Consider the following 24,009-nt stretch of genomic DNA (forward strand, 5'->3'; position numbering starts at 1 on the left):
GGCCGAACATGGCCGCTGCCGGTAATGTGCCTCACATCGAGAACCGGGATCGCGTCCCGTTGGCACCCCGCCACGCCCCGAGAGGAATCCTCATGGTCACCGCCTCCACCCTCGCCGAGACGCAACGCCTGCGTCGCAACAACTGGAACAACCACCTCGGGCGGCACGCCCTGATGATCCCGAACCGCACCGCGCTGCGGTTCCAGGGCCGGTCGATCACGTGGGCGGAGTTGCACGACCGGGTCGAGCGGCTTGCCGACGCCCTCGCGCGGCGCGGCATCGGCTTCGGTGACCGGGTCGTCGTGCTCATGCTCAACCGTCCCGAGTACCTCGAAACCGTGCTCGCCGCGAACGCCCTCGGCGCGATCGCCGTGCCGGTCAACTTCCGTCTCACCGCACCCGAGGTGGCGTACCTGCTGAACGACAGCGGGGCCTCGGCAATCGTCGTGGAGGCGCCACTCGCTCCGCTGGCCGCCGCGGCCCGCGCGGAGAGCGACGGGCTCGGCCTGTCCGTCACCGTCGGCGGGGCTCCGGACGGCGGCAGCCTCGCCTACGAGGACCTGGTCGCCGAGACGGGCGAGCCGCACCCGGCCGTCGACGTCCCGGACGACACCCCCGCCCTGATCATGTACACGTCCGGGACCACGGGACGGCCCAAAGGCGCGGTGCTCTCCCACAGCAACATGTCCGCGCAGGCACTCACATGCATCCGTGCGTTCCACCTGTTCGACGAGTCCGGCGTCGGGTTCTGCGCCTCGCCGATGTTCCACATCGCGGCACTCGGTGCGATGGCACCCAACCTGATGCTGGGCCTCACCACGGTGATCCATCCGGTGGGGGCGTTCGACCCGAACGAGCTGCTCGACGTCCTCGAGGCCGAGCAGGTCACCAACCTGTTCCTGGTACCGGTGCAATGGCAGGCGGTGTGCGCGGCACAGCAGGCGAACCCGCGGAAGCTGGCCCTGCGCAACATCTCCTGGGGTGCCGCACCGTCGTCCGACACGATCCTGCGCGCGATGGCCGCGACGTTCCCCGACGCGTCGAACGTCGCGGTGTTCGGCCAGACCGAGATGTCGCCCATCACCTGCGTACTCGACGGCGAGGACGCGCTGCGCAAGCTCGGCTCCGTCGGCCGCGTCATCCCCACCATCCAGGCGCGGGTCGTCGACGACGAGATGAACGACGTGGCTCCCGGTCAGGTCGGCGAGATCGTCTATCGCGGACCCACCATGATGAGCGAGTACTGGAACAACCCAGCCGCGACGGCGGATGCGTTCCACGGCGGCTGGTTCCACTCCGGTGACCTCGTGCGCGTCGACGACGAGGGATTCGTCTACGTCGTCGACCGCAAGAAGGACATGATCATCTCCGGCGGCGAGAACATCTACTGCGCCGAGGTCGAGAACGTGCTGTTCTCGCACCCGAAGATCCTCGAGACCGCCGTGATCGGACGTCCGGATCCGAAGTGGGGCGAGGTGCCGGTCGCGGTGATCGCGTTGCGGCCCGGCCACGATGATCTCCCCCTGGACGAGTTGCAGCCGTTCCTCGACGAGCGGCTCGCCCGCTACAAGCATCCGAAGGACGTCGTGATCGTCGAGGCCCTGCCGCGCAACGCGAGCGGCAAGGTCGTCAAGCACCAGTTGCGCGGCGGCCTGTCGGCGGTCGTCCAGGGCTGAGACGCCGAAGAGCCGTCGCGGGCCGTCGTCTCGCGCTCCGCGAGACGATCACGCAGGCGCTGTTCATGGCGAAGGTGTGCAGCGGCCCGGCGCTGCTGCTGATGCTGCCCGTCGGCGTGCTCCTCGCGGTCTCCGTCGGCTCCCTCGCCGGCCGGCTCGGTGCCGGCGCGTACTCCGGCGCGTTCGTCGGGGTGGGTCAGGCCGCGGCGCTGGTGTGCGCGCTGATGCTCGGCGGTTCCGCGATCTGCGCCGACCTGGGTTCCCGCACCATCCGCGAGCGGACGCGACGATCGCCCGGGTCGAAGGGGCGGCCGAGGGGATCGGCGTCTCGCTGGAGACCTTCGACCGCGTGCTCGGCCGGTTCGACGAGCAACTCGGCAACTGCGCGGTGGCTGTGGACCGCCTCGGCGCGTCGATCGACCGGGTCGACCGGACCCTCCGCAAGATCGAGCGGATCGTGGACACCGCCGATCGGCTGCTCACTCCGGTCACCGCGGTCCGCGGACAGCTGTCCCGATGGTCCCCGGGAACAGTGCCGGTCCTGTCCGGAGCGTGGCACCGCGCCTCGGGGCCGGCCGGCGCCGCGCTCCGCGGGTTCGGCCGTCCGGAATGAGGAAACCCGTCCGGAAGGCAGTCTTCCGGACGGGTGCTCTGTCGTCAGTATCGGGGCGGGCGGACCAGGTCGTCGGATACGGGCGGATGCGTGGAATCCGGTCGCGCCAGGTAGGCCTTGAAGGCTGCGGTGCCGCCCAGTGCGGCACCGAGCAGCAGCAGCAGCTCGACCACGTTCGCGTTCATATCTGTTCTCCTCTCGACGTGCGGCCCGAGCGCCGACCGTCAGTCGGCCGTCGGGCGCTCCTGCTGGTCGTGGTCCGCGAACATGGCCTCGATGCGGGCCTTGATCTCCTCGGTGCTCATGGAGCGACGGGGTGCGGCGACAGCGGAGGTGTGCATGTGTGGTGGTGTTCCTGTCTGTGGTGTCGGATGAACGGGGCTCGGTCGACCTGGACGATCAGTTCGTCCGGAGGAAGGACACGAGACCCGTGACGGTGGTGGTCGCACCGACCGCGGTGAGGCCGGTGACCATGAGGGCTGCGGCGCCGACCGAGACGGCGGTGCCGAGTGTGTGCCCGAGAGCGGCGCGCCACCCTCGCGTCGACGAGCTGGTGGTGGACACCAGCACCATCGGGACGCTCCGGACGTCCTCGTAGCGTGCGGTGTGCTGGCGCGTTGCCGTGCCTGTCATATTCGGTTTATCCCCCTGCAAGCAATCCGTGACTTGGTTCACAAAACCAATGCCGATGTGTTGTACCCCATCACAGCGACAAGTGCTACTCGAGCGACTGTCCAACTCGGGCCCCGGGTCGCTCGTCGGGGCTGAATTCGCTCGTGGCGAGCGGATTCGCCGTCCCAGCGGATCGTGGGTGTTTCCGCATGTCTGATTGAATGGCGGTTCGAGGGCCCGCGCCGGAGGCGCGGCAAGAAGAGGGCGAGGAGCGCTCATGCACAACGGTCAGTCCGCGGCCGATCCGGCGACGGTGTTCACCGCGCTCGCCGAGATCGTCTATCGCGGCGCCGGCCCTTCCGAGACGTACTCGGCGATCTGTGTGGCCGCCACGATGCTGGTCCCCGGCTGCGACCGTGCCAGTCTCATGCTGCGGGAAGGTAAGGCGTACGTCACCGTCGGTGCCTCCGACGACGTCGCGCGGCACATCGACGACCTCGAGCGCGTGACCGGTGAGGGGCCGTGCCTGGACGCGATCGAGGAAGACGCCGCCCAGATCGAGCCGGACCTGAACGTTTCCGAGCAATGGCCGCACCTGGCGCCCGGCATCGTGACGCAGACGCCCGTGCGTGGAGCGATGGGATTCCGGTTGCGAGTCGACGACCGCAAGGTCGGGTCGCTGAACCTGTTCTCCGATACACCGGGGGCCTTCGACCTCGCGTCCGCCACCCACGGCAGCGTTCTGGCTGCCTTCGCCGCCGTTGCCGTCGCCGCCGCGTCCCGGGGCGAGGACATCGCCTCACTGCGCAACGGCATCGAGAGCAACCGGGAGATCGGCAAGGCAGTCGGTCTTCTGATGGCGCTGAACAAGATCTCCGACGTCGAGGCGTTCGACCTGCTCCGCCGGACGTCGCAACAGCTCAACGTCAAGGTCGCCGAACTGGCCCGCACCGTCGTCGAGCAGCATCACCACGAGACGAAAAAACGCAGTTGAGTCCTGACCCTTGCGCTCGGGGTGTGATGCAGATAACATCGGTAGTGCGAATCGAGCAGACGTCCGAGGACGACAGAGGCTCGTGAAGCAGAGATCCGGCCCGGTGAACGCGAAAGCGATTTCCCGGGCCGAACCCCTGTCCAGGGGATGTGCGCGGGCGCCGGGTCAGGCCAGTCGTTCGCGCCGCAACTGCTCGACCTCCGGCAGATCCAGCGGCGGCAGCGAGTCCACGCCGAGCGCGCGTGCCAGCAGCAGGTCCGCCAACTCGGGATTGCGGGCCAGGACCGGTCCGTGCATGTAGGTGCCGATCACCGAACCCTGCACCGCGCCCTCGACGCCGTCGCCCACGCCGTTGCCGACACCCCGGGTGACACGGCCCAGGGCACGGGCATCCGGCCCCAGGGTCGTTCCGCCGCGGTGGTTCTCGAATCCGGTCAACGGCAGGTGCAGCGCGTCGTCGAGGGGAGTGGTCACCACCTCGCCGATGGCGCGGGTCTGCTGCGGAGCGGTGGTCACGTCGAGCAGGCCGACGCCGTCGACTCGTTCGCCCGCCGACGTCTGGTACCAGTTGCCGAGCACCTGGATGGCCGCGCAGATCGCCAGTACCGGGGCGCCCCGCTCGGCCGCCCGTTGCAGACCCGGATGCCGCTGCAGATGCCGTGTGGCGAGGCGTTGCGCCGAGTCCTCGGCCCCGCCGAGGGTGTACAGGTCCAGGGAATCGGGCACCGGGTCGGTCAGGTTGATCGATACGACCTCGGCGTCGTGGCCGCGCATCCGCAGGCGCTGCCGCAGGACCAGCGCATTGCCGCTGTCGCCGTAGGTGCCCATCACATCGGGCAGTACGAGGCCGATCCGCACGGTGGACTCAGACATGCGCAGCTCCCTTCGCCAGGGCGGTGTTCAGATCCCGGAACGCGGTGTAGTTGGCCAGGACCTCGACCCGTCCGGGCGGGCACGACGCAATGGCCCGGACCGGATCGGCCACCAGCGTGTGCTCGACCCCGGCGTAGGTCAGCCGCACGGCCAGATCGGTGCCGCGTTCGCCGGACGCCACCACCTGCACGCTTTCGAAGTGCTCGAACCGCACATCCCACAGCCACGACAGGTCCTCCCCGTCGGGTACCTGCCCGTTGACCGCGATGACCAGACCGTCGACCGTCGGGTCGATCATCGACAGGGCCTCCTGCCAGCCGGCCGGGTTCTTCGCCAGCAGCATGTGCACCGAGTGCGGACCGACCTGCACGGTCTTGTACCGGCCGGCGACCTCCTCGACGACACCCGCGGCGGCGACGGCCGCGGCCGGATCTGCGCCGAGGGCGACCGCCGCGGCCACCGCCTGCGCGGCGTTGCCCCGATTGGCGCGCCCGGGCAGGGTCAGCGTCATCGGCAGCACCAGCCCGTCCGGGCCGTAGAGATTCTCGTCGTCGACCCACCAATCCGGTTCGGGCCGCGCGAATTCCGAGCCCGTGCTGCGCCAGTGCCCGTCCTCCCACAGGATCGGCTCGCCGGTGCGGGGGCAGCTGACCGAGTCGCCCGCCCACCCGGCACCCGCTGCCACCCACACCACGTTCGGGTGGTCGTAGGCGACGGACGTGACGAGCACGTCGTCGCAGTTCGCGACGACCACCGCGTCCGGGTGCCGTTCGAGACCGGCCCGCAGCTTGCGTTCGATCATGTTGATCTCGCCCACCCGATCGAGCTGATCGCGGCTCAGATTGAGCAGCACGATCGCTTCGGGGTCGAGGGCGTCCGCGACGTGCGGGGTGTGCAACTCGTCGACCTCGATCGCCGCGAGCGGCGCGTCCTGGTTGGCGACCAGCGCCGCGACGATGCCGGCGTCCATGTTCGCCCCGTCGGCCTGGGTGGCGACGGAGTCCATCGTCTCCAGTGCCGCCGCCGTCATCCGGGTGGTGGTGGACTTGCCGTTGGTGCCGGTGACCAGGACGGTGCGCCGGCCCTGGCCGAGCTGCTCCATCAGGCGCGGATCGATCTTCAGCGCGACGAGACCGCCGATCATCGACCCTTTGCCACGTCCCGCCTTCAGCGACGCCCACGAGGCGGCCTTCGCTGCGCGCAGCGCCAGCCGCCCGCGCCCGGTGATTCGAGTGCTTGTACCCACGTCGCGAGTTTTCCACAGCGGACACGGCAGCGCCGCGGCGCCGCCGTGTCCGCGCCGTCACACGCCGCTGCGCCGGTGTGAATCGCTCACAGAACCGTCGGTGCCGGATGCGTCCCCCCAGGTGGCGTGGTCCCCTGGGGCGGGGAGGTGGTCGCCGTGGCGGATGCGGACACAACCAGCGGGAACACGGGTACCTACGTCGTGGTGGGTGACACCACGGTCGCGCGCCGGGTCTGCGCCTCGCTCGTCGCCCTGGGCTGCGCCGTGCGGCACGCGCCGCGGCCCGACGACGAGGAGCTGCGGGCCCTGCTGGACCGGTCGCCGGTCGCCGGGATCGCGGTGCTCCTGCAGGACGACGTGGTCGCGCTGCGGTATGCGCTCGCCGCGGCGCATCTGCAGCCGGACGCACCGATGGTCGCGACGATCTTCGACCGCACGATCGGCGATCAGCTCGCGCGGTTCCTGCCGCAGTGCGACGTGACGTCGCCGGCCGACCTTGCTGCCGCGTCCCTGGCCGGTCCGTGCGTGGCCCCCGACCTGCTGGCCGTGACCTCCACCCGCGAACCGCGCGGCATCCGCGTGGCCGGTGACGTGCTCGACGAGGTGCCGGTGGCGGTGCCGCGCCGCATGGTGTGGCAGCGGTGGGCCGGTCAGCTCACCGCGGTGCTGCGCACGCACGAGACCGGCACGCGCATCCTGCTGGCCGGGCTGCTCGGGCTGGCGGCGGTGCTGTTCGGCGACTGGGCCTGGCTGACCTTCGGGGAGGGCAAAGGAACGATCGACGCGTTCCACGAGGCAGTCCGCGTGGTCACCACGGTCGGACCGGCGGCCGACCCGCACAGCAACGAGGCATACGCCGCGATCGCGTCCACCGCGATGCTGGCGACGATCGTGTTCACCGCCATGTTCACCGCCGGGGTCGTGGACCGGCTGCTGGGCCCGCGCCTGACCGCGTTGTTCGGCCCTCGTTCGCTGCCCCGCTCCGGGCACGTGATCGTCGTGGGCCTCGGGCAGGTGGGTCTGCGACTGTGCCGGGAGCTGCGGGACCTCGGTATCCCGGTGGTGGGTGTCGAGCGGGACACCAATGCGCGCAATCTGCGGCTGGTGCGCGACCTGAACATCCCCGCAGTGGTCGGCGACGGCGGCGACCGCCGGCTGCTCGAGCGCGTCGGGGTCCGTCGGGCGGTCGCGCTCGCCGCGGTGGGGTCCGACGACCGGGACAACGTCGCGGTCTCGCTCGCCGTCCAGGGCATCGCACCGGGCCTGCGGCTGGTGTTGCGCGCCGGGGAGCGCGAGGTGCTCGCCGAGACGGGCTCGCTGCTGCCGCTCGGCGTGATCCGCGACGTGACCAGCCTGAGCGCGACCTACGTGCTCGCGCGCCTGCTCGGTCGCGAACCGCTGGGGGTGGTCGCCGGGGCGGTGCATGTGCACCTGCGCCTCCCGGACGGCCGGTTCGAGGAACTGCCGATCGCGTCGCCGGGTGGCTGCCGGCACGCGCCGGCCGCGGGCGTGGGGACGGGCATGCGACAGCCGGCAGCGGGGTATGCCGGGCGGGTGGGTATGCCGGCGGAGTGAGTACGCCGGAGGGAAACCGACCCGAGGGAAGGGATCGTCGCGATGCTGCTCTCCGTAGGGCACGGACGGCTCGACCGGACGCAGCTGGCCGAGCTGCTGCATTCCGCCGGCGTCGAGTCGCTGGTCGACGTCCGCCGCTTCCCGGGCAGCCGGCGCAACCCGGACCTGTCGAGCGACGCGATGACGCAATGGCTGGCCGATGCCGGCATCGACTACCGGCTCGAGCGGCGGCTCGGCGGCCGGCGGCGGCTCCCTGCCGGGACCACACCCGAGGACTCGTGGTGGCGGGTCGAGCAGTTCGCCGCCTACGCCGCCCACACCCGCACCGAAGAGTTCGCCGACGCGCTCGACGGGCTGCTCGAGGAGTCCGCACGGCGCCGGACCGCGATGATGTGCAGCGAGAGCGTGTGGTGGCGATGCCACCGCCGCCTCGTCGCCGACATCGTCGTGCTGCGTTTCGACCGCGACGTCGAGCACCTCATGCACGACGGCCGCCTACTGGCGCACGAGGCGGCGCCGGGTGCCCGCATGCGGGCGGACGGGCAGGTGGTGTGGGACGGCAGTGGCGCGGACGGTTAGGTACCGGGCTCACTGAAACTGCCGTGCCGCCCGGCACCGCCGGCGAACCGGGACGCGCCCTCGAGCGTGTCGTGCGCCAGGGAGACCGCGCCGTGCCGGAACTCGTTGAGCAGGGCCTGGTCCTCGGCGAGCCCGTGCTGCTCGAGCAGCGAGAGGCGGTCCCGTCGCAGGCAGGTCTGCGGGAAGGCGGCGATCTCGGCCGCGAGCGCCCGGGCCGCGGTGAGTGCCTGGCCGACGGGGACGAGCCGGTTGACCAGCCCGATGCGCAATGCCTCCTCGGCGTCGACGGCGCGGCCGGTCAGGACGAGATCCATCGCGCGGCTCTCGCCGATGAGCCGCGGCAGCCGCACCGTGCCGCCGTCGATCAGCGGCACGCCCCAGCGGCGGCAGAACACCCCCAGCACCGCCCCCTCCTCGGCGACGCGCAGATCGGCCCACAGGGCCAGTTCGAGCCCGCCCGCCACGGCGTGCCCCGAGATCGCGGCGACGACGGGCTTGGACAGCCGCATGCGCGACACACCCATCGGCCCGTCCCCGTCCGGGGCGACCCGGTTCGGCTGTCCCTCGCTGATCGCCTTCAGGTCGGCGCCGGCGCAGAAGGTGCCACCGGTGCCGTGCAGCACGGCGACCGCCGCGTCGTCGTCGGCGTCGAAGGCGCGGAAGGCGCCGGCCAGCGCTTCGGCCGTCGCCCGATCGACGGCGTTGCGCACGTGCGGACGGTTGATGCCGATGCTGGTGACCGGTCCGTCGCGGTCGACCAGCACCGGATCCGACGTCATCGCTCTCGGTCCTGCGGACGGGTGGTCAGGACAGCGCCTTGGCCTTGAGCGCCTGGTACTCGGCTTCGGTGATGGTGCCCGCGTCGAGCAACGCCTTGGCATCGGCGATGTGCTCGGCGGGGGACTTGCCGGCGACCTCGCGGATGTAGCTGTCCTGGGCCTGCTTGACCTGCGCGTATTCCTTAGCGGAGCGCTCGGCCATGCCCTTGCCGTTGACGATCAGGTAGATCAGTGCGGTCAGGAACGGCACGAAGATCAGGAAGACGATCCAGATCGCCTTGATCCAGCCGGACTGCTGGTGGTTGCGGAACAGGTCGCCGATGATCGAGAAGAGCACCATCAGGTACGCGATGAACGCGAAGCTGACGATGATGAACCAGATGATGTCCCAGAAATCCATGTGACGCTCCCTTTCGTGGGGCACGCGCGAGGTGGGAAAACGCGGAATGCGGCGGCACTCCCCGGGGAAGAGTACCGCCGCATTCGTCCGGATTCCTGCCGAATCGACAGGCGTTCGTGGGACTCGAAAGGCTCAGTGCGCCCGGTTCACCGCCGACACCACCGCGCGCAGCGAGGCCGTCGTGATGGACGGTGCGATTCCGGCGCCCCAGACCAGAGCTGTGACGCCGTCGGGCCGGGTCACGTCCGCCTCGACGTACGCGGCGGCGAGCGCGTCGTCGCCGGCCGACATGGCGTGCTCGGCGTAGCCGCGGACGGCCACCTGGTAGCCCAGGGATTCCAGGGCGTCGACGAAGGCCGCGAGCGGCCCGTTGCCGGACCCGGTGATCTCCTGCTCCTTGCCGTGGTACTTCACGACCGCGGTGACGGTGTCGGTGCCGTCGTCGGTCTCGGCCGCCGTGACCTTCTGCCGCATCCGCTCGAGCGGAGTGGTCGGAGCCAGGTACTCCTCGTGGAAGATGTCCCACATCTCCTTGGGGCTGACCTCGCCGCCCTCACCGTCGGTGACCCGCTGCACCGCCTGCGAGAACTCGATCTGCAGCCGCCGCGGCAGGTTCAGGCCGTGGTCGTGCTTCATGATGTACGCCACGCCGCCCTTGCCGGACTGCGAGTTGACCCGGATCACGGCCTCGTAGCTGCGGCCCACGTCCTTCGGGTCGATGGGCAGGTACGGCACCGCCCAGGTCAGGTCGTCGACGTCGGTGCCCGCGGCGTCGGCGTCGGCCTTCATCATGTCCATGCCCTTGTTGATGGCGTCCTGGTGGCTGCCGGAGAAGGCGGTGTAGACCAGGTCGCCGCCGTAGGGGTGCCGCTCGGGCACGGGCAGCTGGTTGCAGTACTCGACGGTGCGGCGGATCTCGTCGATGTCGGAGAAGTCGATCTGCGGATCCACGCCCCGGCTGAACATGTTCAGGCCTAGGGTCACCAGGCACACGTTGCCGGTGCGCTCTCCGTTGCCGAACAGGCAGCCCTCGATGCGGTCGGCGCCGGCCTGGTAGCCCAGTTCGGCGGCCGCGACGCCGGTGCCGCGGTCGTTGTGCGGGTGCAGCGACAGGATGATCGAGTCGCGCTTGGCCAGGTTGCGGTGCATCCACTCGATCGAGTCGGCGTAGACGTTCGGCGTGGCCATCTCGACCGTGGCCGGCAGGTTGATGATCACCGGGTTCTCGGGGGTCGCGCCCAGGGTGTCGACGACCGCGTCGCACACCTCCTTGGCATACGACAGTTCCGTGCCGGTGTACGACTCGGGGGAGTACTCCCACCGCCAGTTCGTGTCGGGGTGGTTCTTCGCCTCTTCGAGCACCAGCTCGGCCGCGTCGGTGGCGATCTTCTTGACCGTGTCCTTGTCCGCCCGGAACACCACGCGGCGCTGCAGGATCGACGTCGAGTTGTAGAAGTGGACGATGGCCGTGTGAGCCCCTGCGCACGCCTCGAAGGTGCGCTTGATCAGTTCGGGACGGGCCTGCGTCAGCACCTGAATGGTGACGTCGTCGGGAATCGCGTTGTCCTCGATGATCTCCCGGACGAAGTCGAAGTCGGTCTGGCTCGCCGACGGGAAGCCGACCTCGATCTCCTTGTAGCCCATGCGTACCAGCAGGTCGAACATGCGCCGCTTGCGGGCGGGGCTCATGGGGTCGATGAGCGCCTGATTGCCGTCACGCAGGTCCACGGCGCACCAGGCGGGTGCCCGGTCGATGATCTTGTCCGGCCAGGTGCGGTCGGGCAGCGTGACCGGCTCGACCTCCTCGGCGAACGGCCGGTACCGGTAGGTCGGCATCGAAGAGTTCTTCTGCTTGTTCCACCCCGGCTGATCAGCGGGAGCGGGCTTGCTCGGCGGCGTGATCGTGCGCGAGCCGGAGGTGAATGCGTCGGCGGGTGACATGACGTAGCTCCAAAAAATGGGGACCGGTGAGTCCGGATGAGGATACGACCGGCGCGACAACACCCCGCGACGGGAAGCCGGTCTGGTCAGATCCCGCCGCGGCGGCCGAGGAGAAGCGCGCGCTGCATGCCAGGCAGTGTACTCGTCGGCCCCGCCGGAGCCCACCCGGAGGTGGGAGGTTCCACGACCGGTCCCCGGCAGCCCGGCTCGCGCGAACGTGACGGGATCGATACGGAGGGCCCAGTCGCGGTCCGTGCCGATCCAATACGTTGACCTCATTCGTCACATGAGCATCACCTGTCACAGAAGTCCTGCGGAAGATGCGATCCGGTCATCCGGACGGGAGGAGAGTCCATGAGCGCGGTCCGGTCGGCGACGACGTTCTCCTCCGCGCTGCTGCTGGCGCTCGGCTGCGCGGTGCCGTTCGCCGCCACCGCTCACGCCGAACCCTGCGGGAATTCCGGACCCGGAAGCAGCGGTTTCGGCAGCAGCAACCCCGGTGCCGGGACACCACAGGGACCCCTTCCGACGCTCACCTCCGGTCCCACCCGCACCGTCGCCTGGGTCACCGGGCCGCGCAGCCCGAACTGGACCGGCACCCGGTTCTCCGTCTCGGGTACCGATCTGGGAATCATGTGGGACAACGGTGAAACCGGCCCCGGCCGCCAGGTGCTCATGGCCTTCGGCGACACCTTCGGCGACTGCTCGGTCGAGGGCGACGAATGGCGCCGCAACATCCTCATGCGCAGCGCGGACACCGATCTGTCGGACGGCATCGCCGTACCCGACCCCCGTCCCGGCGATCGCTATTCCGGTGCGCCGGTGCTCGCCTCCGACCCGAACTTCGCCCGGGAGATCCTCGGCAGCATCGGCATCGACGGCGTCGAGACCACCGTCGTGCCCACCGCCGCCGTTGCCGTCGGCGGCACCCAGTACATCAACTTCATGTCGGTACGCGCCTGGGGCGACCCGGGAGAATGGTGGACCAACGCCTCCGCCCTCGCGTACTCGACCGACAACGGTGAAACGTGGACCGTCGACCCGGCCACCGCGCGGATCAACACACCCGTGGAGGTGCCCGGCGTCCAGCAGCTGGCCGTCGGCAATGCCGGGTTCCAGCAGCACGCGTATGTGAAGCACGAGGGATACGTCTACGACTTCGGCACGCCCAACGGCCGCTTCGGACCGGCCTACGTCTCCCGCGTGCCCGAGGCGCAGATCCGTGACCTCGGCGCTTACGAGTTCTGGACCGGCACCGGCTGGGTGCTCGGCGGAATCGATGCGGCGGTGCCCGTCGTCGACGGCCCGGTCGGCGAGATGTCGGTGCACTGGACCGGCAGCACGTTCGTCCTCCTCTACGGCAACGAGGAAGGCGGCCGGATCGAGATGCGCACGAGCGCGCGGCCGGAGGGCCCGTGGAGCGCGCCGCGCGGGCTCGTCACCAGCGATCGGATCAGCGGCCTGTACGCGCCGTACATCCACCCGTGGTCCAGCGGCAACGATCTCTACTTCGTCGCGTCCCGCTGGAACGACTACAACGTGATGCTGCTGCGCACGACCATCGGGGGATGAGCCGTCCGTCCGGGCTCAGCCCCCGTGACGGATCGTCTCGCGCGGCTCGGCATAACGGACGGTCTCGTACCCGATGAGGACGAGCAGCGCCGCCACCAGGATGCCGAGGGTCGCCAGCGCCGGGACGTGCCCCACCACGGGAAGGAGTGCGAGCAGGACGACCGCCGTCGCCGCCCGGGGAACCTCGACGCGACCATCCGCGTAGGCGCGGAAGAACACCAGGGCGAGGAGATAGAGCGCGGCCCCGCCGTACAGGCCGGCCAGCGGCCAGCCCTGGAGGGGATCGGTGAGCCGATGATGGTTCCCGTCCCCGACGTAGGCGAGGATCTTCTTCAGGCCCAGCGAGAGCATGACGATTCCGATCACCATCGGGAGGTGGGCGTAGCTGTAGCAACGCTGGGCGATCCGGATCAGCCGAGTCCCGGTCGCCGCGTCGAAGGCCTTCTCGACGGCCAGGGATGTGACGTCGAAATACGCCCACCACAGCAGCGCCGAGACGGACAGACCCAGCAGCGACGCGACGATGATCGCCCAGGAGATCGGCAACGCCGCGACGCCGATCCCGATCGAGACGATCGACTCACCGAGGGCGACGATCACCATGAGTCCGTGCCGCTCCGCGAAGTGGCTCACCGAGCGCAGCCGCCATCCGGTGCCCCCGGCCAGGGTGCCGAGGTAGTCGCCCGCCAGGGCGAGGATCCACAGCACCGTCTGTGCGGGTCCGGACAGCTGCGAGGCGATCAGCAGGAACGCCGTTCCCGCCAGCATGCTCGGAAGGAACCGGAGCACCTGCCGCCGCAGCGGCGGATCGTCCCGGCTCAGGACGAGGAACGTCGACAGGTGGATCAGGCGCACGGTGAAGTAGCCGACCGCGAAGATCACCGGTCCGTCGAGGCCACCCGGCATGTCGTCGAACGCCTCGGGAATCGTCAGGGCGACGACGAACACGGCCCCCATCGCGGCGAACATCACCACTCGCATGAGCCCCTCGTCGGCCCGGGCGAGATTGCCCAGCCACGAGTAGCCGACCCACACCCACCACAGCACCGCCATGACGAGGGCGGCGCGCAGCACGTCGACGCCGCTGGTGTCCACCGCCATGAGGTCGGTGACCCGGGTCAAAGCGAAGACGAACACGAGATCGAAGAACAACTCGATGGGGGAGGCGGAGGAACGTTCGTCCACCGCTCGGACCTGGAGGCGCCTGCCGATGCTCACGCCAGGAGATGCTGTCACCGCCCGAGACTGCTGTCACGCCCGACGGTTCCGGCCCTCGCCGCAGGCCGGGATCGGACGGCTGCCGGGTGGCGGGGCAGGTCGGGCCGCATCCCTCCGGGCCGCATCGGTAAGCTGGTCCCCTGGACTTGCACCCAAGACCCCGGAGGTTCGCCAGCGTGGCACTCGTCGTCCAGAAGTACGGAGGATCCTCGGTCGCGACGGCCGAGCGGATCCGGCGCGTCGCTGAACGGATAGTCGAGACCAAGAAGGCGGGCAACGACGTCGTCGTGGTCGTGTCGGCGATGGGCGACACGACCGACGAGCTGCTCGACCTCGCTCAGCAGGTGTGCCCCGCCCCGCCGGCGCGTGAGATGGACATGCTCCTCACCTCCGGTGAGCGCATCTCCAACGCCCTGGTCGCAATGGCGATCCACTCGCTCGGCGCCGAGGCACGCTCGTTCACCGGCTCCCAGGCCGGCGTGATCACGACGGGCAGCCACGGCAACGCGAAGATCATCGACGTCACCCCCGGCCGCGTCCGGACCGCGCTCGACGAGGGCAGCATCGTCCTCGTCGCCGGTTTCCAGGGCGTGAGCCAGGACAGCAAGGACATCACCACCCTCGGCCGCGGCGGGTCCGACACCACCGCCGTCGCCCTGGCCGCGGCGCTGGACGCCGATGTCTGCGAGATCTACACCGACGTCGACGGCGTCTTCACCGCCGACCCGCGCATCGTCAAGGACGCTCAGCGGCTCGAGAAGGTCTCGTTCGAGGAGATGCTCGAGCTCGCGGCCTGCGGCGCGAAGGTGCTCATGCTGCGCTGCGTCGAGTATGCCCGCCGCTACAACGTGCCCGTGCACGTTCGTTCGTCGTACACCACCAAGCCCGGCACCATCGTGTCCGGATCGATGGAGGACATCCCCGTGGAAGAGGCTCTGATCACCGGCGTCGCGCACGATCGCGGCGAGGCCAAGGTCACCGTCGTCGGCCTGCCCGACACTCCCGGCTACGCCGCGAAGGTGTTCCGCGCCGTCGCCGAGGCCGAGATCAACATCGACATGGTGTTGCAGAACATCTCCAAGGTGGAGACCGGCAAGACCGACATCACCTTCACCCTGCCCAAGAGCGACGGCCCGCGTGCCGTCGAGCTGCTGAGCAAGCAGCAGGAGGAGATCGGCTTCACCCAGGTGCTGTTCGACGACCACATCGGCAAGGTCTCGCTCGTCGGTGCCGGCATGAAGAGCCATCCGGGCGTCACGGCGAAGTTCTGCGAGGCTCTCGCGGACGCGGGCATCAACATCGACCTCATCTCGACCTCGGAGATCCGTATCTCGGTGCTCGTCGACGACACCGAACTCGACGACGCGGTGCGCGCCCTGCACGCCGCTTTCGAACTCGGTGGTGACGAGGAAGCCGTCGTCCACGCCGGAACGGGACGGTAGATCATGACCACCATCGCTGTCGTAGGTGCCACCGGCCAGGTCGGCATCGTCATGCGCACCCTGCTCGAGGAGCGCAACTTTCCCGCCGACAAGGTGCGGTTCTTCGCCTCGGCCCGCTCGGCCGGCAAGAAGCTGCCGTTCCGCGGTGAGGAGATCGTCGTGGAGGACGCCGCGGCGACCTCCGACGAGGACCTGAAGGGCATCGACATCGCCCTGTTCTCCGCCGGTGCGACGCTCTCGCGTGCCCAGGCGCCGCGGTTCGCCGCCGCCGGGGCGGTCGTGGTCGACAACTCCTCGGCCTGGCGCAAGGACCCCGAGGTGCCCCTCGTCGTGAGCGAGGTCAACCCGCAGGAGGCGAAGAACCCGCCGAAGGGCATCATCGCCAACCCGAACTGCACCACCATGGCCGCGATGCCGGTCCTGAAGGTGCTGCACGACGAGGCCGGCCTGCAGCGGCTGATCGTCTCGAGCTACCAGGCGGTCTCCGGCAGCGGCATCGCCGGCGTCGAGGAACTGCTCGGTCAGGCCCGCGCCGTCATCGGCGACGCCGAGAAGCTCGTGCACGACGGCAGCGCCGTCGACTTCCCGGCCCCGGACAAGTACGTCGCGCCGATCGCGTTCAACGTCCTGCCGCTCGCGGGTTCGCTCGTCGACGACGGCAGCGGCGAGACCGACGAGGACCAGAAGCTGCGCAACGAGTCCCGCAAGATCCTCGGGCTGCCGGATCTGCTGGTCTCGGGTACCTGCGTGCGTGTGCCGGTGATCACCGGTCACTCGCTGTCGATCAACGCCGAGTTCGAACGTCCCCTGTCGGTGGAGCGCGCGAAGGAACTGCTCGCGAACGCCCCCGGCGTGCGCCTCGTGGACGTTCCGACGCCGCTGCAGGCCGCCGGCCAGGATCCGTCGCTGGTGGGCCGGGTCCGGCAGGACCCGGGCGTGCCGGACGGTCGCGGACTCGCGCTGTTCGTCTCGGGGGACAACCTGCGGAAGGGCGCTGCCCTCAACACCATTCAGATCGCCGAGCTGCTGGTGTAGGTTCTTCGGACGCTCGAAGGGGAGGTTGCCGCGACACGTCGCCGGCAACCTCCCCTTCGGCGTTCTCGGTGGGCGTTCTCGGTGAGTCTTCTCAGGGGGCCGTCGATGCGTAGGCGCGGCGTTCCTGCTCCCGGGTCGACGCCGTGACGTCGGCGGACTCGTCGGCGAGGTACGCGCTGCTGCCGACGAGCATGATGAGCGCGCCCGCGATCCACGCGGTCCAGGCTGCTCCGTCGCCGGCGAACTGTCCGATCCAGGGCGAGATGAACAGGATCAGGCCGACGACGGACAGGGACCAGTGATCCTTGGTGGGATCACGGGCGATCAGCGACCACAGGGCGTAGATCGCGGCGATGGCACCCAGTCCGAGAGTGACGCCGGAGCCGACGGCGGTGGTGTCGAACCACACCGACGCGGTCATGGTGACGATGCCCAGGACCAGAGCGATCGCTCCGGCAAACGAGTTCGAGATCTTCATGTGCGCACCTCTCTTCGAATCGCTACATGTTTCGTAGCTACATAGAGTGTAGCGCTGTTGTAGGATGATCGTCGAAGTCGGGACGGCGGACGGAGTGGTGCATGCGGTCGGGTGAAGGCACTGCCACGCCGGAGGAACGCATCGCCGACGCCGTGCTCGAGCTGCTGCGTCGCAAGGGGCCCAAGGCGGTGACGATCGAGGCCGTGGCCGCACACACGGGCATGGCCCGCACCACCATCTACCGCCGCTACCGCGACCGGGACGAGATGCTCACTGCGGTGATGGAGCCGATCGCGCAACCGTCGCCTCCCGCGCCGGATGCCACCGCGCAGCAGGTGCTCACGTGGCTGGCCGAGCAGTCCCTGCGTTCGGTCGACGGGGGCGTCGGCTTCGGCGGCCTCGCTGCGCTGGTGACCGATGCGGATCCCGCGTTCACCGGTCTCATCCGCTCGGTACTCGTGCGCCACCGCAGCACCTTGACCGAGGTCGTGCGACACCACATCACGCGGGGACTCGTGCGAGCCGACCTCGACGTCGAAACATTTCTGGACTGCATCGTCGGTGCCTACTTCGCGGAACGGGCCCGGAGCGGTGACATCGACGCCGGCTGGAACGAACGGGTCGCGCAGACGCTGCTGCCCGCGTTCGTGCAACCGTGAGGCGGCCTGAAACGAGCGAATGTACCCTTCCCCCTTGTAGATCGACGGAAGGGTGCATTCGCTCGACTGCAGGCGGCGGCCGCTACTCGAACATGCGGTAGACCGCCTCGACGACGACGGCGGGCCGCTCGCTGCCCTCGAGCTCGATCATGCCGTCGATCGTGATCTGCACGCCGCCCTTCGGCAGCTTCTCGAGCGACTTCAGTGTCGCGTCGAGGCGGACCTTGCCACCGGCGGGCACGGGATTGGTGAAGCGGACCTTGTTCAGGCCGTAGTTGACGGCCATAGTGACACTGTCGACCTTCAGGACCTCGCTCCACATCGGGATGATCAGGGAGAGCGTCAGGTAGCCGTGGGCGATGGGCCCACCGAAGGGGCTCTCCTTCTTCGCCCGCTCGACGTCGAGGTGGATCCACTGATGGTCGTCGGTGGCGTCGGCGAAGGTCTGGATCCGGTCCTGCTCGATCGCCATCCACGAGCTGACGCCGAGCGGTTGCCCGACGAATGCCTCGAGGTCGGCCAGGGTGGCGACGTGGGTGGTGGAGGTGGCGGGGATGGTCATGGGGCCTCCTGTGCTCAGCGCTTGATGCCGAGAACGCGCAGTGCGTTCTGCTTGAAGATCATCGGGGCGATCTCGGGTTTGATGTCGAGAGTGGCGAAATCGTTGCGCCATCGATCCACTTGGATGACGGGGAAGTCGGAGCCGAACAGCACCTTGTGGCGCAGCATCGTGTTGGCGGCCTTGACCAGTTGCGGCGGGAAGTACTTCGGGGACCAGCCGGAGAGGTCGATGTAGACGTTGGCCTTGTGGGTGGCGATGGAGATCTGCGCGTCGACCCACGGTACCGCGGGGTGGGCCATGACGATGGTCAGGTCGGGGAAGTCGGCGGCGACGTCGTCGAGCAGCATGGGGTCGGAGTAGCGCAGCTTGATGCCGTGCCCGCCGGGCATTCCGGCGCCGATACCGGTCTGGCCGGTGTGGAACAGGGCGGGCACGCCGGCCTCGACGAGAGCCTCGTAGAGGGGGTAGAACTGCCGGTCGTTCGGCTCGAAGCCCTGCATGCTGGGGTGGAACTTGAAGCCTTTGACGCCGTACTCGTCGATCAGGCGGCGCGCCCGTTTCACAGCGGCCTTGCCCTGCAGTGGGTCGACGGAGCCGAAGGGGATGAGCACGTCGTTGTGGGTGGCGGCGAGCTCGGCGATCTCCTCGACCGAGTTGGGGGCGTGGCCCGTGGCGGACTGGGCATCGACGGTGAACACGACGGCGGCCATGTTGCGTTGCCGGTAGTGCTCGGCGATGGAGTCGATGGTGGGGGTGCGTTCCTCGCCGGACTTGAAGTACTTCTCCGAGGCCGCCATCAGCTCGTCGTCCATGGAGCGGTGTCCGCAGCCGTCGATCTCGACGTGGGTGTGGATGTCGATCGCCTCGATCGCCTCGAAGTCGATCCCGTATTCGTAGCGGCTCACTTGGCGAGCACCTCCTCGGGGAATTCCTCGCCGACGGACTCGACGCGGTCGGCGAACACGATGGGCCACTGCGCGGCCACGTCGTCGGCGGAGAAGCCGCCGTCGTGGAAGGCGGTGGCGGTCAGCTGCGGGTGCGACCACAGCGCCAGGCGGTCGCCGCCGACGGAGAACGCCTGCCCGGTGATGTCGGCGGCGTCGTCGGAGGCGAGGAAGGCGATCAGGCCGGCGACGTCCTGCGGGGTGCCCATGCCGACCTCGCGGCGGATCACCGCGGGCAGCTCACCGGTCTGCTTCATCTGCTCGATGTAGGGCGCGAAGATCGGCACGGTCTCGGTCATCGCGGTGACGGCGACGGGGCACACGGCGTTGGCGGTGATCCCGGCGCGCTGCAGTTCCATCGCCCAGGTGCGGACCATCCCGACCACGGCGGCCTTGGCGCCGGAGTAGTTGGTCTGCCCGAAGTTGCCGCGCTGCCCGGCCGGGGAACCGATGGCGATGATGCGGCCGCCGTCGCCCTGCTCACGGAAGCGCAGCACGGCCTCGCGCACGCACGTGAACGTGCCGCGCAGGTGCACGTCGATCACGGCGTCGAAGTCGTCGTCGGTCATCTTCCACAGCACCTTGTCGCGCAGGATGCCGGCGTTGGTCACCATCACGTCGAGGCGGCCGAAGTGCTCGACCGCGGCGGCGACGAGCTGCTTCGCCGTCTCGGTCGGCCCGACCGGGGCGACGACGGCGACGGCGCGTCCACCCGCGGCGGTGATCGTCGCGACGGCGGCATCGGCGGTGCCCTGGTCGACGTCGTTGATCACGACCGCGGCGCCGTGACGTGCCAGCTCGGTGGCGTAGGCAAGGCCGAGGCCCTGTCCGCTACCGGTGACGACGGCGACTTTGTTGCTGAGGTCCACGAGATCCTCCGTTGCTCGAACCGATGTACTCCCAATCACATGGGAACATCTACTATTGAAAATGTCAACGATTGAGGAACTGATACCCTGAGGGTCGCGACGAAAGGCTGCCGGAATGGAACGTCGACGCGTCCTCGAGGACGACCTGGGATTTCTGCTGACGCGTGCCAGTGCGATGGTGGTGCGATCGGTGAACGAGGCCCTCGCCCCGCTCGGGCTGCGGGTGCGCCCCTATACGGTGCTCTCCCTCGCATGCGACGAACCTGCCGGTGTGGCGCAGCGCCGCATCGCCGCGGACATGGGGCTCGACCCCAGTCAGATCGTCGCGATCGTCGACGAACTCGAGAGCCGGAATCTCGTCGCCCGTACTGCTGATCCGGGAGACCGGCGCAACAAGCTCGTCGTCGCCACCGACGAGGGCCGAAAGCTCTGCGACGAGGCGCGCCGACTCAGCGAGGAGGTGTCGGCGCGGCATTTCGCCGGAGCCGACCCGGCGCTGCTCGACGAAATGCGAAAGGTGCTGGGCCGCATGGTATTTCCTGAGTCGGTGGACGCCGTCCGGTGACTGCCCGCTCGTCGCCGAGCGCGGACGGGGCGTCCGGGGTATGGAGGTGTCGACCCATCGAGGGTCGGCGGGGTATCAGCAGCCTGACGAGCTGGCTGAGGTGCGGACCGGCGTGCGCTCCAGCCGTCTCGGCGTCGTGGGGCAGACCGGCCTCGGCGCAGTCGAGCCGAAATCGGCGGAGCATGTCCACGCTGCCGTCGGAACACACCAGGGGGTAGCCGGCCTCGAGCAGTCGGAGGGTGCCGAAGCCGGTACCGACGGCACAGTCGAGAACCGGACCGTTCAGGCCGACGGTGTCGAACGCAGCGACGGACTGAGCCACGAAACGGTCCTCGTCGGCACACACGCGCAGGTAGGTGTCGATGATCTCGGACGGATGCTCGACGACGGAAGTAGTGGTCACAGGCCCTCCGTCGCGACGAGGTGCTCGACGAGGCGGCGCAGTTGCCCGCGGTCGATCCTGCTGTTGTGCCGCGGGTCGGTCGGTAGCGCGGTGGACAGGTGCACCGGGGTGGGCCGGGGCAAGTGCAGTCGCTGGGCGAGGGCGGCCATGGTGTCGAGGTCGACGGCGCGGGGATCCTCGTCGTGGGGAAAGACGTAGAACAGGCGGTCGAGATCCTCGAGATGCACCACTGCGCTGAGCAGGAACCCGGTGACCATGTTCCACATCTGTTCGAGCGCATCGGGATGGATCGGGCCGTGTCGGGAGTCGACGACGTCCTTTACACGACACAGGTACCACACCAGGCCCGACGGATCGATATAGCCGAAATCCCCGGTACGATGCCAAATCTCACCGGTTCCCGTGTCGCGAAGTTTGGCGGCGCGCACGGCGTCGTCGCGGTGGAAATAGGTGGTGCTCACCCGAGCGCCGGAAACGACGATCTCTCCGGTCCGGTCGGCAGGGAGGCCGTCGAGCGCTACGTCGAAGTACGGCCCCTCGAGCTGCGGTTCGACGACAGCGACGTCCATGTCCGCGGCCGGCCGTCCGAGCGGGGTGCCCTTGCCCGTCCAGGTTCCGAGTTTCGAACGGTATACGTGCTCGTCGGCGCCGATCAGGGTGATCGGCATCAACGCTTCAGTGCTCGCATACGGCACCACGACCTCGGCCGGGGCGAGCCTGTCCTGCATGCGTTCGACCAGCCGGGCACCGATGGCCGAACCCGCGGTGGCCACCCGCCGCAACGCCGGGGCGGGCAGGTGATGCTGATCCGTATAGGTGATCAGGCGATGCCACACCAGTGGCGAAGCGAACAGGTAGTCGCTGCTCGAGCCGGCCAGCTGCTGGTAGAGCGCAGCGACGTCGAGACGGGCGGGTTGAACGGTGGCCAGGTCCGGCAACACCACGCGTCGGCCCATGACCACGGCCACCAGCGCCAGGTGCGGAAACAGGCAGAACTCGGAGGAGATCTCGTCGCTGCGGTAGTAGCGCATCTGCGAGGCGAGTTCGCGCGAGGTCCACGGCACACCCTTGGGGATGCCCGTGGTTCCGCTGGTGTAGAGCAACAACACGGTATCGGCGATGTCCCACTGCCTTTCGCTCCGACTCGGGTCGGGCAGAACCGTACCGAGGTGATCGATGTCGAAGCCGGCGCTCGTCGGGGCACAGACGATGCCGTCGTAGAGATCCACTCCGGGACAAGGCAGCTCGGAGACCCACACAGGAGCTTCGAGGTCGGTCAGGCACGCGGCCAGCATGTCCGGGGGCTGGTTGGGGTCGAGGAACGCGGGGACTGCTCCCACCATGAATGCGCCGTAGCAGTACGCGATCAGCTCGACCCCCAGCGGCAGCGTCACCACCACGTTGTCGCCTGCCCGTACACCCAACTGGTGCAGGTGCGTCCCTGCGGACTCGGCCGCGTGCTGGATGCCGGAAAACGAGTGCTGCGACGACGAGCGCAGATCGGTCGCCGCGATCCGATCGGGGCACTCGAAGCATGAAGTGGCCAGCCCGTCCAGAAGTGCATGTCCGGACGTGACGACGATGTGGCGAGAATGCATGACCCCCCTCGGTGGAACCGAAATTGCATGACGGCGTGATACAAGTAGGAAAACTGCGCGTGAAGCCGTCCAGATCCCGAACTGTCGTTCGGACCCCTCGAATGTCGTATCCCCCCGGAACCCCACCCGCGCAAGATGGTACGGCGGGGGGAACGTGAATGCCTGTCGGATGAACATGATCTCCGACACGGAGATTCCGGCGGCCGAGCTACGTCGAAGTTGTCTCGGGGCCACTTCTGCAAGTGCCTGTAATCCCTGAGCGAACGGGACGACAACGCTCGGCCCCGCATCGCAGTCCACAGGGGCACTGGCGCTCGGGGAGCGACTCGGTCAGGATCGACAGGTGGACCGCGCCGCCAGACTCACGCTCGCCGTCGAACGACAGGACGGTTGCTGCCTGTGGTGTGGCCGGCGGTTCGGACCGTTGATTCCGCCGACCACCGAACATCTCGTGCCACGAGTCAAGGGCGGTCCCAGCATCGCGGCCAACGAGGCCGCCGCGTGTCGGCGATGCAACGCCGACCGCGGTCACCGGGGTCCGGTCGAGTGGCTCGCCGAGTGCCGGAACCGGCACGGCTGGGCCCCGCAGGCGAGCCTGCTCGCGACGCTCCTGAACGCGCTGGACCTCGAACTCGACAGCGTGGGTGGACATCGCCGCGCCAAGCGATACCTGGCCGGCCAGCTGCGACGCTGCCGGAGCAGCTGCTGAGGCGTGCGGGGTGGGTCGTCGCGGAACGATGGAGGCGAGGAGTCAGAACAGGATCTCTCTGAGGTAGGCGGTGATCATGGCTGTCAGCTGGTCCGCGACCACGTCCGGCTCGATCGGTGGCTGATCGAGCACATAACCGACCGCGACGTTCTCGACGGTGCGGACGAGCATCCACGCGATGGCATCGGGATGCTCGATCCGGCGCCGGCCGGGGTTGAAGCGCAGCCACATCGCCAGCAGCGCGTCGATGCGGTGTTCGAACGCGACCAGCCGGCTGTCCGGCGTGCGGGGGAGTTGCTCGACGAGCACGCGCAGCAGTCGGGGGTTCTCGCCGAGCGCCTCGAGCAACACCCGCATGTTGGTCCGCACCGATTCGGTCCAGGTGGGGGCGTCGAGCGCGTCGGTGAACACGTGCGAAATGCGAGTCTGCACCTCCTCGGTCCACCGGTCGACGACTTCGGCCACGATGGCGTCCTTGCCGGGGAAGTACTGGTACAGCGAGCCGGGGCTGATGCCGGCCGCGGCGGCGATCCGGTTGGTGGAGGCGCCCTCGTAGCCGTGGGTGAGCAGGACTTCCCGGCCGGCGGTCACGATGCGCTCGACCATCGCCTGGGAGCGGCGTTGTTGCGGCACCCGGCGCAGCCGATTCTGCTCCGCCGGCCTCACC

At 69.0% G+C, this 24,009-nt stretch carries 25 protein-coding genes and 1 pseudogene; 12 read left to right on the forward strand and 14 right to left on the reverse strand.

The window, feature by feature from the left end:
* Positions 1-92 precede the first annotated feature (92 nt).
* The 3 genes and pseudogenes from fadD5 to AC2IPW_RS02185 all read left to right on the forward strand — a co-directional run bounded on the left by fadD5 (position 93) and on the right by AC2IPW_RS02185 (position 2,289).
* Positions 93-1,676: a fatty-acid--CoA ligase FadD5 gene (gene fadD5 / locus AC2IPW_RS02175; protein ID WP_486376180.1), complete on the forward strand. Its 1,584-nt coding sequence runs from the start codon at positions 93-95 to the stop codon at positions 1,674-1,676.
* A gap of 8 nt (positions 1,677-1,684) precedes the next feature.
* A pseudogene (locus AC2IPW_RS02180) lies at positions 1,685-1,954 on the forward strand (ABC transporter permease); the annotation flags it as partial.
* On the forward strand, positions 1,891-2,289 hold the full coding sequence (locus AC2IPW_RS02185) for a hypothetical protein (RefSeq protein ID WP_486376181.1): 399 nt from the start codon (positions 1,891-1,893) through the stop codon (positions 2,287-2,289). The pseudogene AC2IPW_RS02180 and the gene AC2IPW_RS02185, both read left to right, overlap by 64 nt.
* A 44-nt stretch (positions 2,290-2,333) precedes the next feature.
* On the opposite strand, the gene AC2IPW_RS02190 is transcribed toward AC2IPW_RS02185, so the two are convergent.
* Both AC2IPW_RS02190 and AC2IPW_RS02195 read right to left on the reverse strand, forming a co-directional pair.
* Complete coding sequence (locus AC2IPW_RS02190) at positions 2,334-2,474, reverse strand: hypothetical protein (protein WP_200863118.1); 141 nt, start codon at positions 2,472-2,474, stop codon at positions 2,334-2,336.
* 214 nt (positions 2,475-2,688) lie between these two features.
* Positions 2,689-2,922 carry a hypothetical protein gene (locus tag AC2IPW_RS02195; protein WP_003935361.1) on the reverse strand — a complete coding sequence of 78 codons (234 nt, stop codon included), beginning with the start codon at positions 2,920-2,922 and terminating at the stop codon, positions 2,689-2,691.
* Between the two features lie 256 nt (positions 2,923-3,178).
* Between AC2IPW_RS02195 and AC2IPW_RS02200 the strand changes: the two genes are divergently transcribed.
* Complete coding sequence (locus AC2IPW_RS02200; RefSeq protein ID WP_486376182.1) at positions 3,179-3,895, forward strand: ANTAR domain-containing protein; 717 nt, start codon at positions 3,179-3,181, stop codon at positions 3,893-3,895.
* 165 nt (positions 3,896-4,060) lie between these two features.
* Here the strand turns inward: AC2IPW_RS02200 and AC2IPW_RS02205 are convergent, their stop codons facing one another.
* Both AC2IPW_RS02205 and AC2IPW_RS02210 read right to left on the reverse strand, forming a co-directional pair.
* Positions 4,061-4,768, reverse strand: a complete 708-nt coding sequence (locus AC2IPW_RS02205; RefSeq protein WP_003935359.1) for a type 1 glutamine amidotransferase — start codon at positions 4,766-4,768, stop codon at positions 4,061-4,063.
* Positions 4,761-6,014, reverse strand: a complete 1,254-nt coding sequence (locus tag AC2IPW_RS02210; RefSeq protein ID WP_486376183.1) for a MurT ligase domain-containing protein — start codon at positions 6,012-6,014, stop codon at positions 4,761-4,763. The genes AC2IPW_RS02205 and AC2IPW_RS02210 overlap by 8 nt, the downstream gene beginning before the upstream one ends.
* Before the next feature lie 156 nt (positions 6,015-6,170).
* Here AC2IPW_RS02210 and AC2IPW_RS02215 point away from each other — a divergent pair, with 156 nt between their 5' ends.
* Together AC2IPW_RS02215 and AC2IPW_RS02220 are read left to right on the forward strand one after the other, a co-directional pair.
* Positions 6,171-7,589, forward strand: a complete 1,419-nt coding sequence (locus AC2IPW_RS02215; RefSeq protein ID WP_416062537.1) for a potassium channel family protein — start codon at positions 6,171-6,173, stop codon at positions 7,587-7,589.
* A gap of 42 nt (positions 7,590-7,631) precedes the next feature.
* Positions 7,632-8,168, forward strand: a complete 537-nt coding sequence (locus AC2IPW_RS02220; RefSeq protein WP_486376184.1) for a DUF488 domain-containing protein — start codon at positions 7,632-7,634, stop codon at positions 8,166-8,168.
* Here AC2IPW_RS02220 and AC2IPW_RS02225 read toward each other — a convergent pair.
* From AC2IPW_RS02225 to leuA, 3 genes are all read right to left on the reverse strand, one after another.
* Positions 8,165-8,947, reverse strand: a complete 783-nt coding sequence (locus AC2IPW_RS02225; RefSeq protein ID WP_486376185.1) for a crotonase/enoyl-CoA hydratase family protein — start codon at positions 8,945-8,947, stop codon at positions 8,165-8,167. The two genes, AC2IPW_RS02220 and AC2IPW_RS02225, sit on opposite strands and share 4 nt — an antisense overlap.
* Positions 8,948-8,972: 25 nt before the next feature.
* Positions 8,973-9,347: an SHOCT domain-containing protein gene (locus tag AC2IPW_RS02230; protein ID WP_003935354.1), complete on the reverse strand. Its 375-nt coding sequence runs from the start codon at positions 9,345-9,347 to the stop codon at positions 8,973-8,975.
* Positions 9,348-9,479: 132 nt separating this feature from the next.
* Positions 9,480-11,288: a 2-isopropylmalate synthase gene (leuA, locus tag AC2IPW_RS02235; protein WP_003935353.1), complete on the reverse strand. Its 1,809-nt coding sequence runs from the start codon at positions 11,286-11,288 to the stop codon at positions 9,480-9,482.
* A 354-nt stretch (positions 11,289-11,642) separates the two neighbouring features.
* Between leuA and AC2IPW_RS02240 the strand changes: the two genes are divergently transcribed.
* Positions 11,643-12,860 carry a glycoside hydrolase family 183 protein gene (locus AC2IPW_RS02240; RefSeq protein ID WP_003935352.1) on the forward strand — a complete coding sequence of 406 codons (1,218 nt, stop codon included), beginning with the start codon at positions 11,643-11,645 and terminating at the stop codon, positions 12,858-12,860.
* A 15-nt stretch (positions 12,861-12,875) separates the two neighbouring features.
* Here AC2IPW_RS02240 and AC2IPW_RS02245 read toward each other — a convergent pair whose 3' ends face one another.
* The gene (locus AC2IPW_RS02245; RefSeq protein WP_486376186.1) at positions 12,876-14,045 is read right to left on the reverse strand and encodes a low temperature requirement protein A; all 1,170 of its coding nucleotides are present in this window, start codon (positions 14,043-14,045) and stop codon (positions 12,876-12,878) included.
* Positions 14,046-14,254: 209 nt separating this feature from the next.
* Between AC2IPW_RS02245 and AC2IPW_RS02250 the strand changes: the two genes are divergently transcribed.
* Both AC2IPW_RS02250 and AC2IPW_RS02255 read left to right on the forward strand, forming a co-directional pair.
* Positions 14,255-15,520 (forward strand): aspartate kinase, encoded by a 1,266-nt coding sequence (locus tag AC2IPW_RS02250; RefSeq protein ID WP_003935350.1) that lies wholly within the window; start codon positions 14,255-14,257, stop codon positions 15,518-15,520.
* Positions 15,521-15,523: 3 nt separating this feature from the next.
* A complete protein-coding gene (locus AC2IPW_RS02255; protein ID WP_003935349.1) occupies positions 15,524-16,555 on the forward strand; it encodes an aspartate-semialdehyde dehydrogenase in 1,032 nt (343 codons plus the stop codon).
* A gap of 91 nt (positions 16,556-16,646) precedes the next feature.
* Here the strand turns inward: AC2IPW_RS02255 and AC2IPW_RS02260 are convergent, their stop codons facing one another.
* Positions 16,647-17,033 carry an SPW repeat domain-containing protein gene (locus AC2IPW_RS02260; RefSeq protein ID WP_486376187.1) on the reverse strand — a complete coding sequence of 129 codons (387 nt, stop codon included), beginning with the start codon at positions 17,031-17,033 and terminating at the stop codon, positions 16,647-16,649.
* 101 nt (positions 17,034-17,134) lie between these two features.
* Here AC2IPW_RS02260 and AC2IPW_RS02265 point away from each other — a divergent pair, with 101 nt between their 5' ends.
* Positions 17,135-17,692: a TetR/AcrR family transcriptional regulator gene (locus AC2IPW_RS02265; RefSeq protein WP_486376188.1), complete on the forward strand. Its 558-nt coding sequence runs from the start codon at positions 17,135-17,137 to the stop codon at positions 17,690-17,692.
* A gap of 82 nt (positions 17,693-17,774) precedes the next feature.
* On the opposite strand, the gene couM is transcribed toward AC2IPW_RS02265, so the two are convergent.
* From couM to couN, 3 genes are read right to left on the reverse strand one after another with little or no spacing between them, the layout of a single operon-like run.
* Positions 17,775-18,254: a p-hydroxycinnamoyl-CoA hydratase gene (gene couM / locus AC2IPW_RS02270; protein ID WP_054373299.1), complete on the reverse strand. Its 480-nt coding sequence runs from the start codon at positions 18,252-18,254 to the stop codon at positions 17,775-17,777.
* Positions 18,255-18,268: 14 nt separating this feature from the next.
* Complete coding sequence (gene couO, locus AC2IPW_RS02275; protein WP_486376189.1) at positions 18,269-19,159, reverse strand: 4-hydroxyphenyl-beta-ketoacyl-CoA hydrolase; 891 nt, start codon at positions 19,157-19,159, stop codon at positions 18,269-18,271.
* Positions 19,156-20,067 (reverse strand): 4-hydroxyphenyl-beta-hydroxyacyl-CoA dehydrogenase, encoded by a 912-nt coding sequence (gene couN, locus AC2IPW_RS02280; protein WP_450119518.1) that lies wholly within the window; start codon positions 20,065-20,067, stop codon positions 19,156-19,158. The genes couO and couN overlap by 4 nt, the downstream gene beginning before the upstream one ends.
* Before the next feature lie 115 nt (positions 20,068-20,182).
* Here couN and AC2IPW_RS02285 point away from each other — a divergent pair, with 115 nt between their 5' ends.
* On the forward strand, positions 20,183-20,632 hold the full coding sequence (locus AC2IPW_RS02285) for a MarR family winged helix-turn-helix transcriptional regulator (RefSeq protein ID WP_416062543.1): 450 nt from the start codon (positions 20,183-20,185) through the stop codon (positions 20,630-20,632).
* A 399-nt stretch (positions 20,633-21,031) separates the two neighbouring features.
* On the opposite strand, the gene AC2IPW_RS02290 is transcribed toward AC2IPW_RS02285, so the two are convergent.
* Positions 21,032-22,822, reverse strand: a complete 1,791-nt coding sequence (locus tag AC2IPW_RS02290; RefSeq protein ID WP_486376190.1) for an AMP-binding protein — start codon at positions 22,820-22,822, stop codon at positions 21,032-21,034.
* Positions 22,823-22,976: 154 nt separating this feature from the next.
* Between AC2IPW_RS02290 and AC2IPW_RS02295 the strand changes: the two genes are divergently transcribed.
* Complete coding sequence (locus AC2IPW_RS02295) at positions 22,977-23,342, forward strand: HNH endonuclease (RefSeq protein ID WP_416062546.1); 366 nt, start codon at positions 22,977-22,979, stop codon at positions 23,340-23,342.
* Between the two features lie 42 nt (positions 23,343-23,384).
* On the opposite strand, the gene AC2IPW_RS02300 is transcribed toward AC2IPW_RS02295, so the two are convergent.
* Positions 23,385-23,975: a TetR/AcrR family transcriptional regulator gene (locus AC2IPW_RS02300; protein WP_486376191.1), complete on the reverse strand. Its 591-nt coding sequence runs from the start codon at positions 23,973-23,975 to the stop codon at positions 23,385-23,387.
* Positions 23,976-24,009 lie beyond the last annotated feature (34 nt).

The organism is Rhodococcus sp. NS-SX18 (assembly GCF_057367935.1).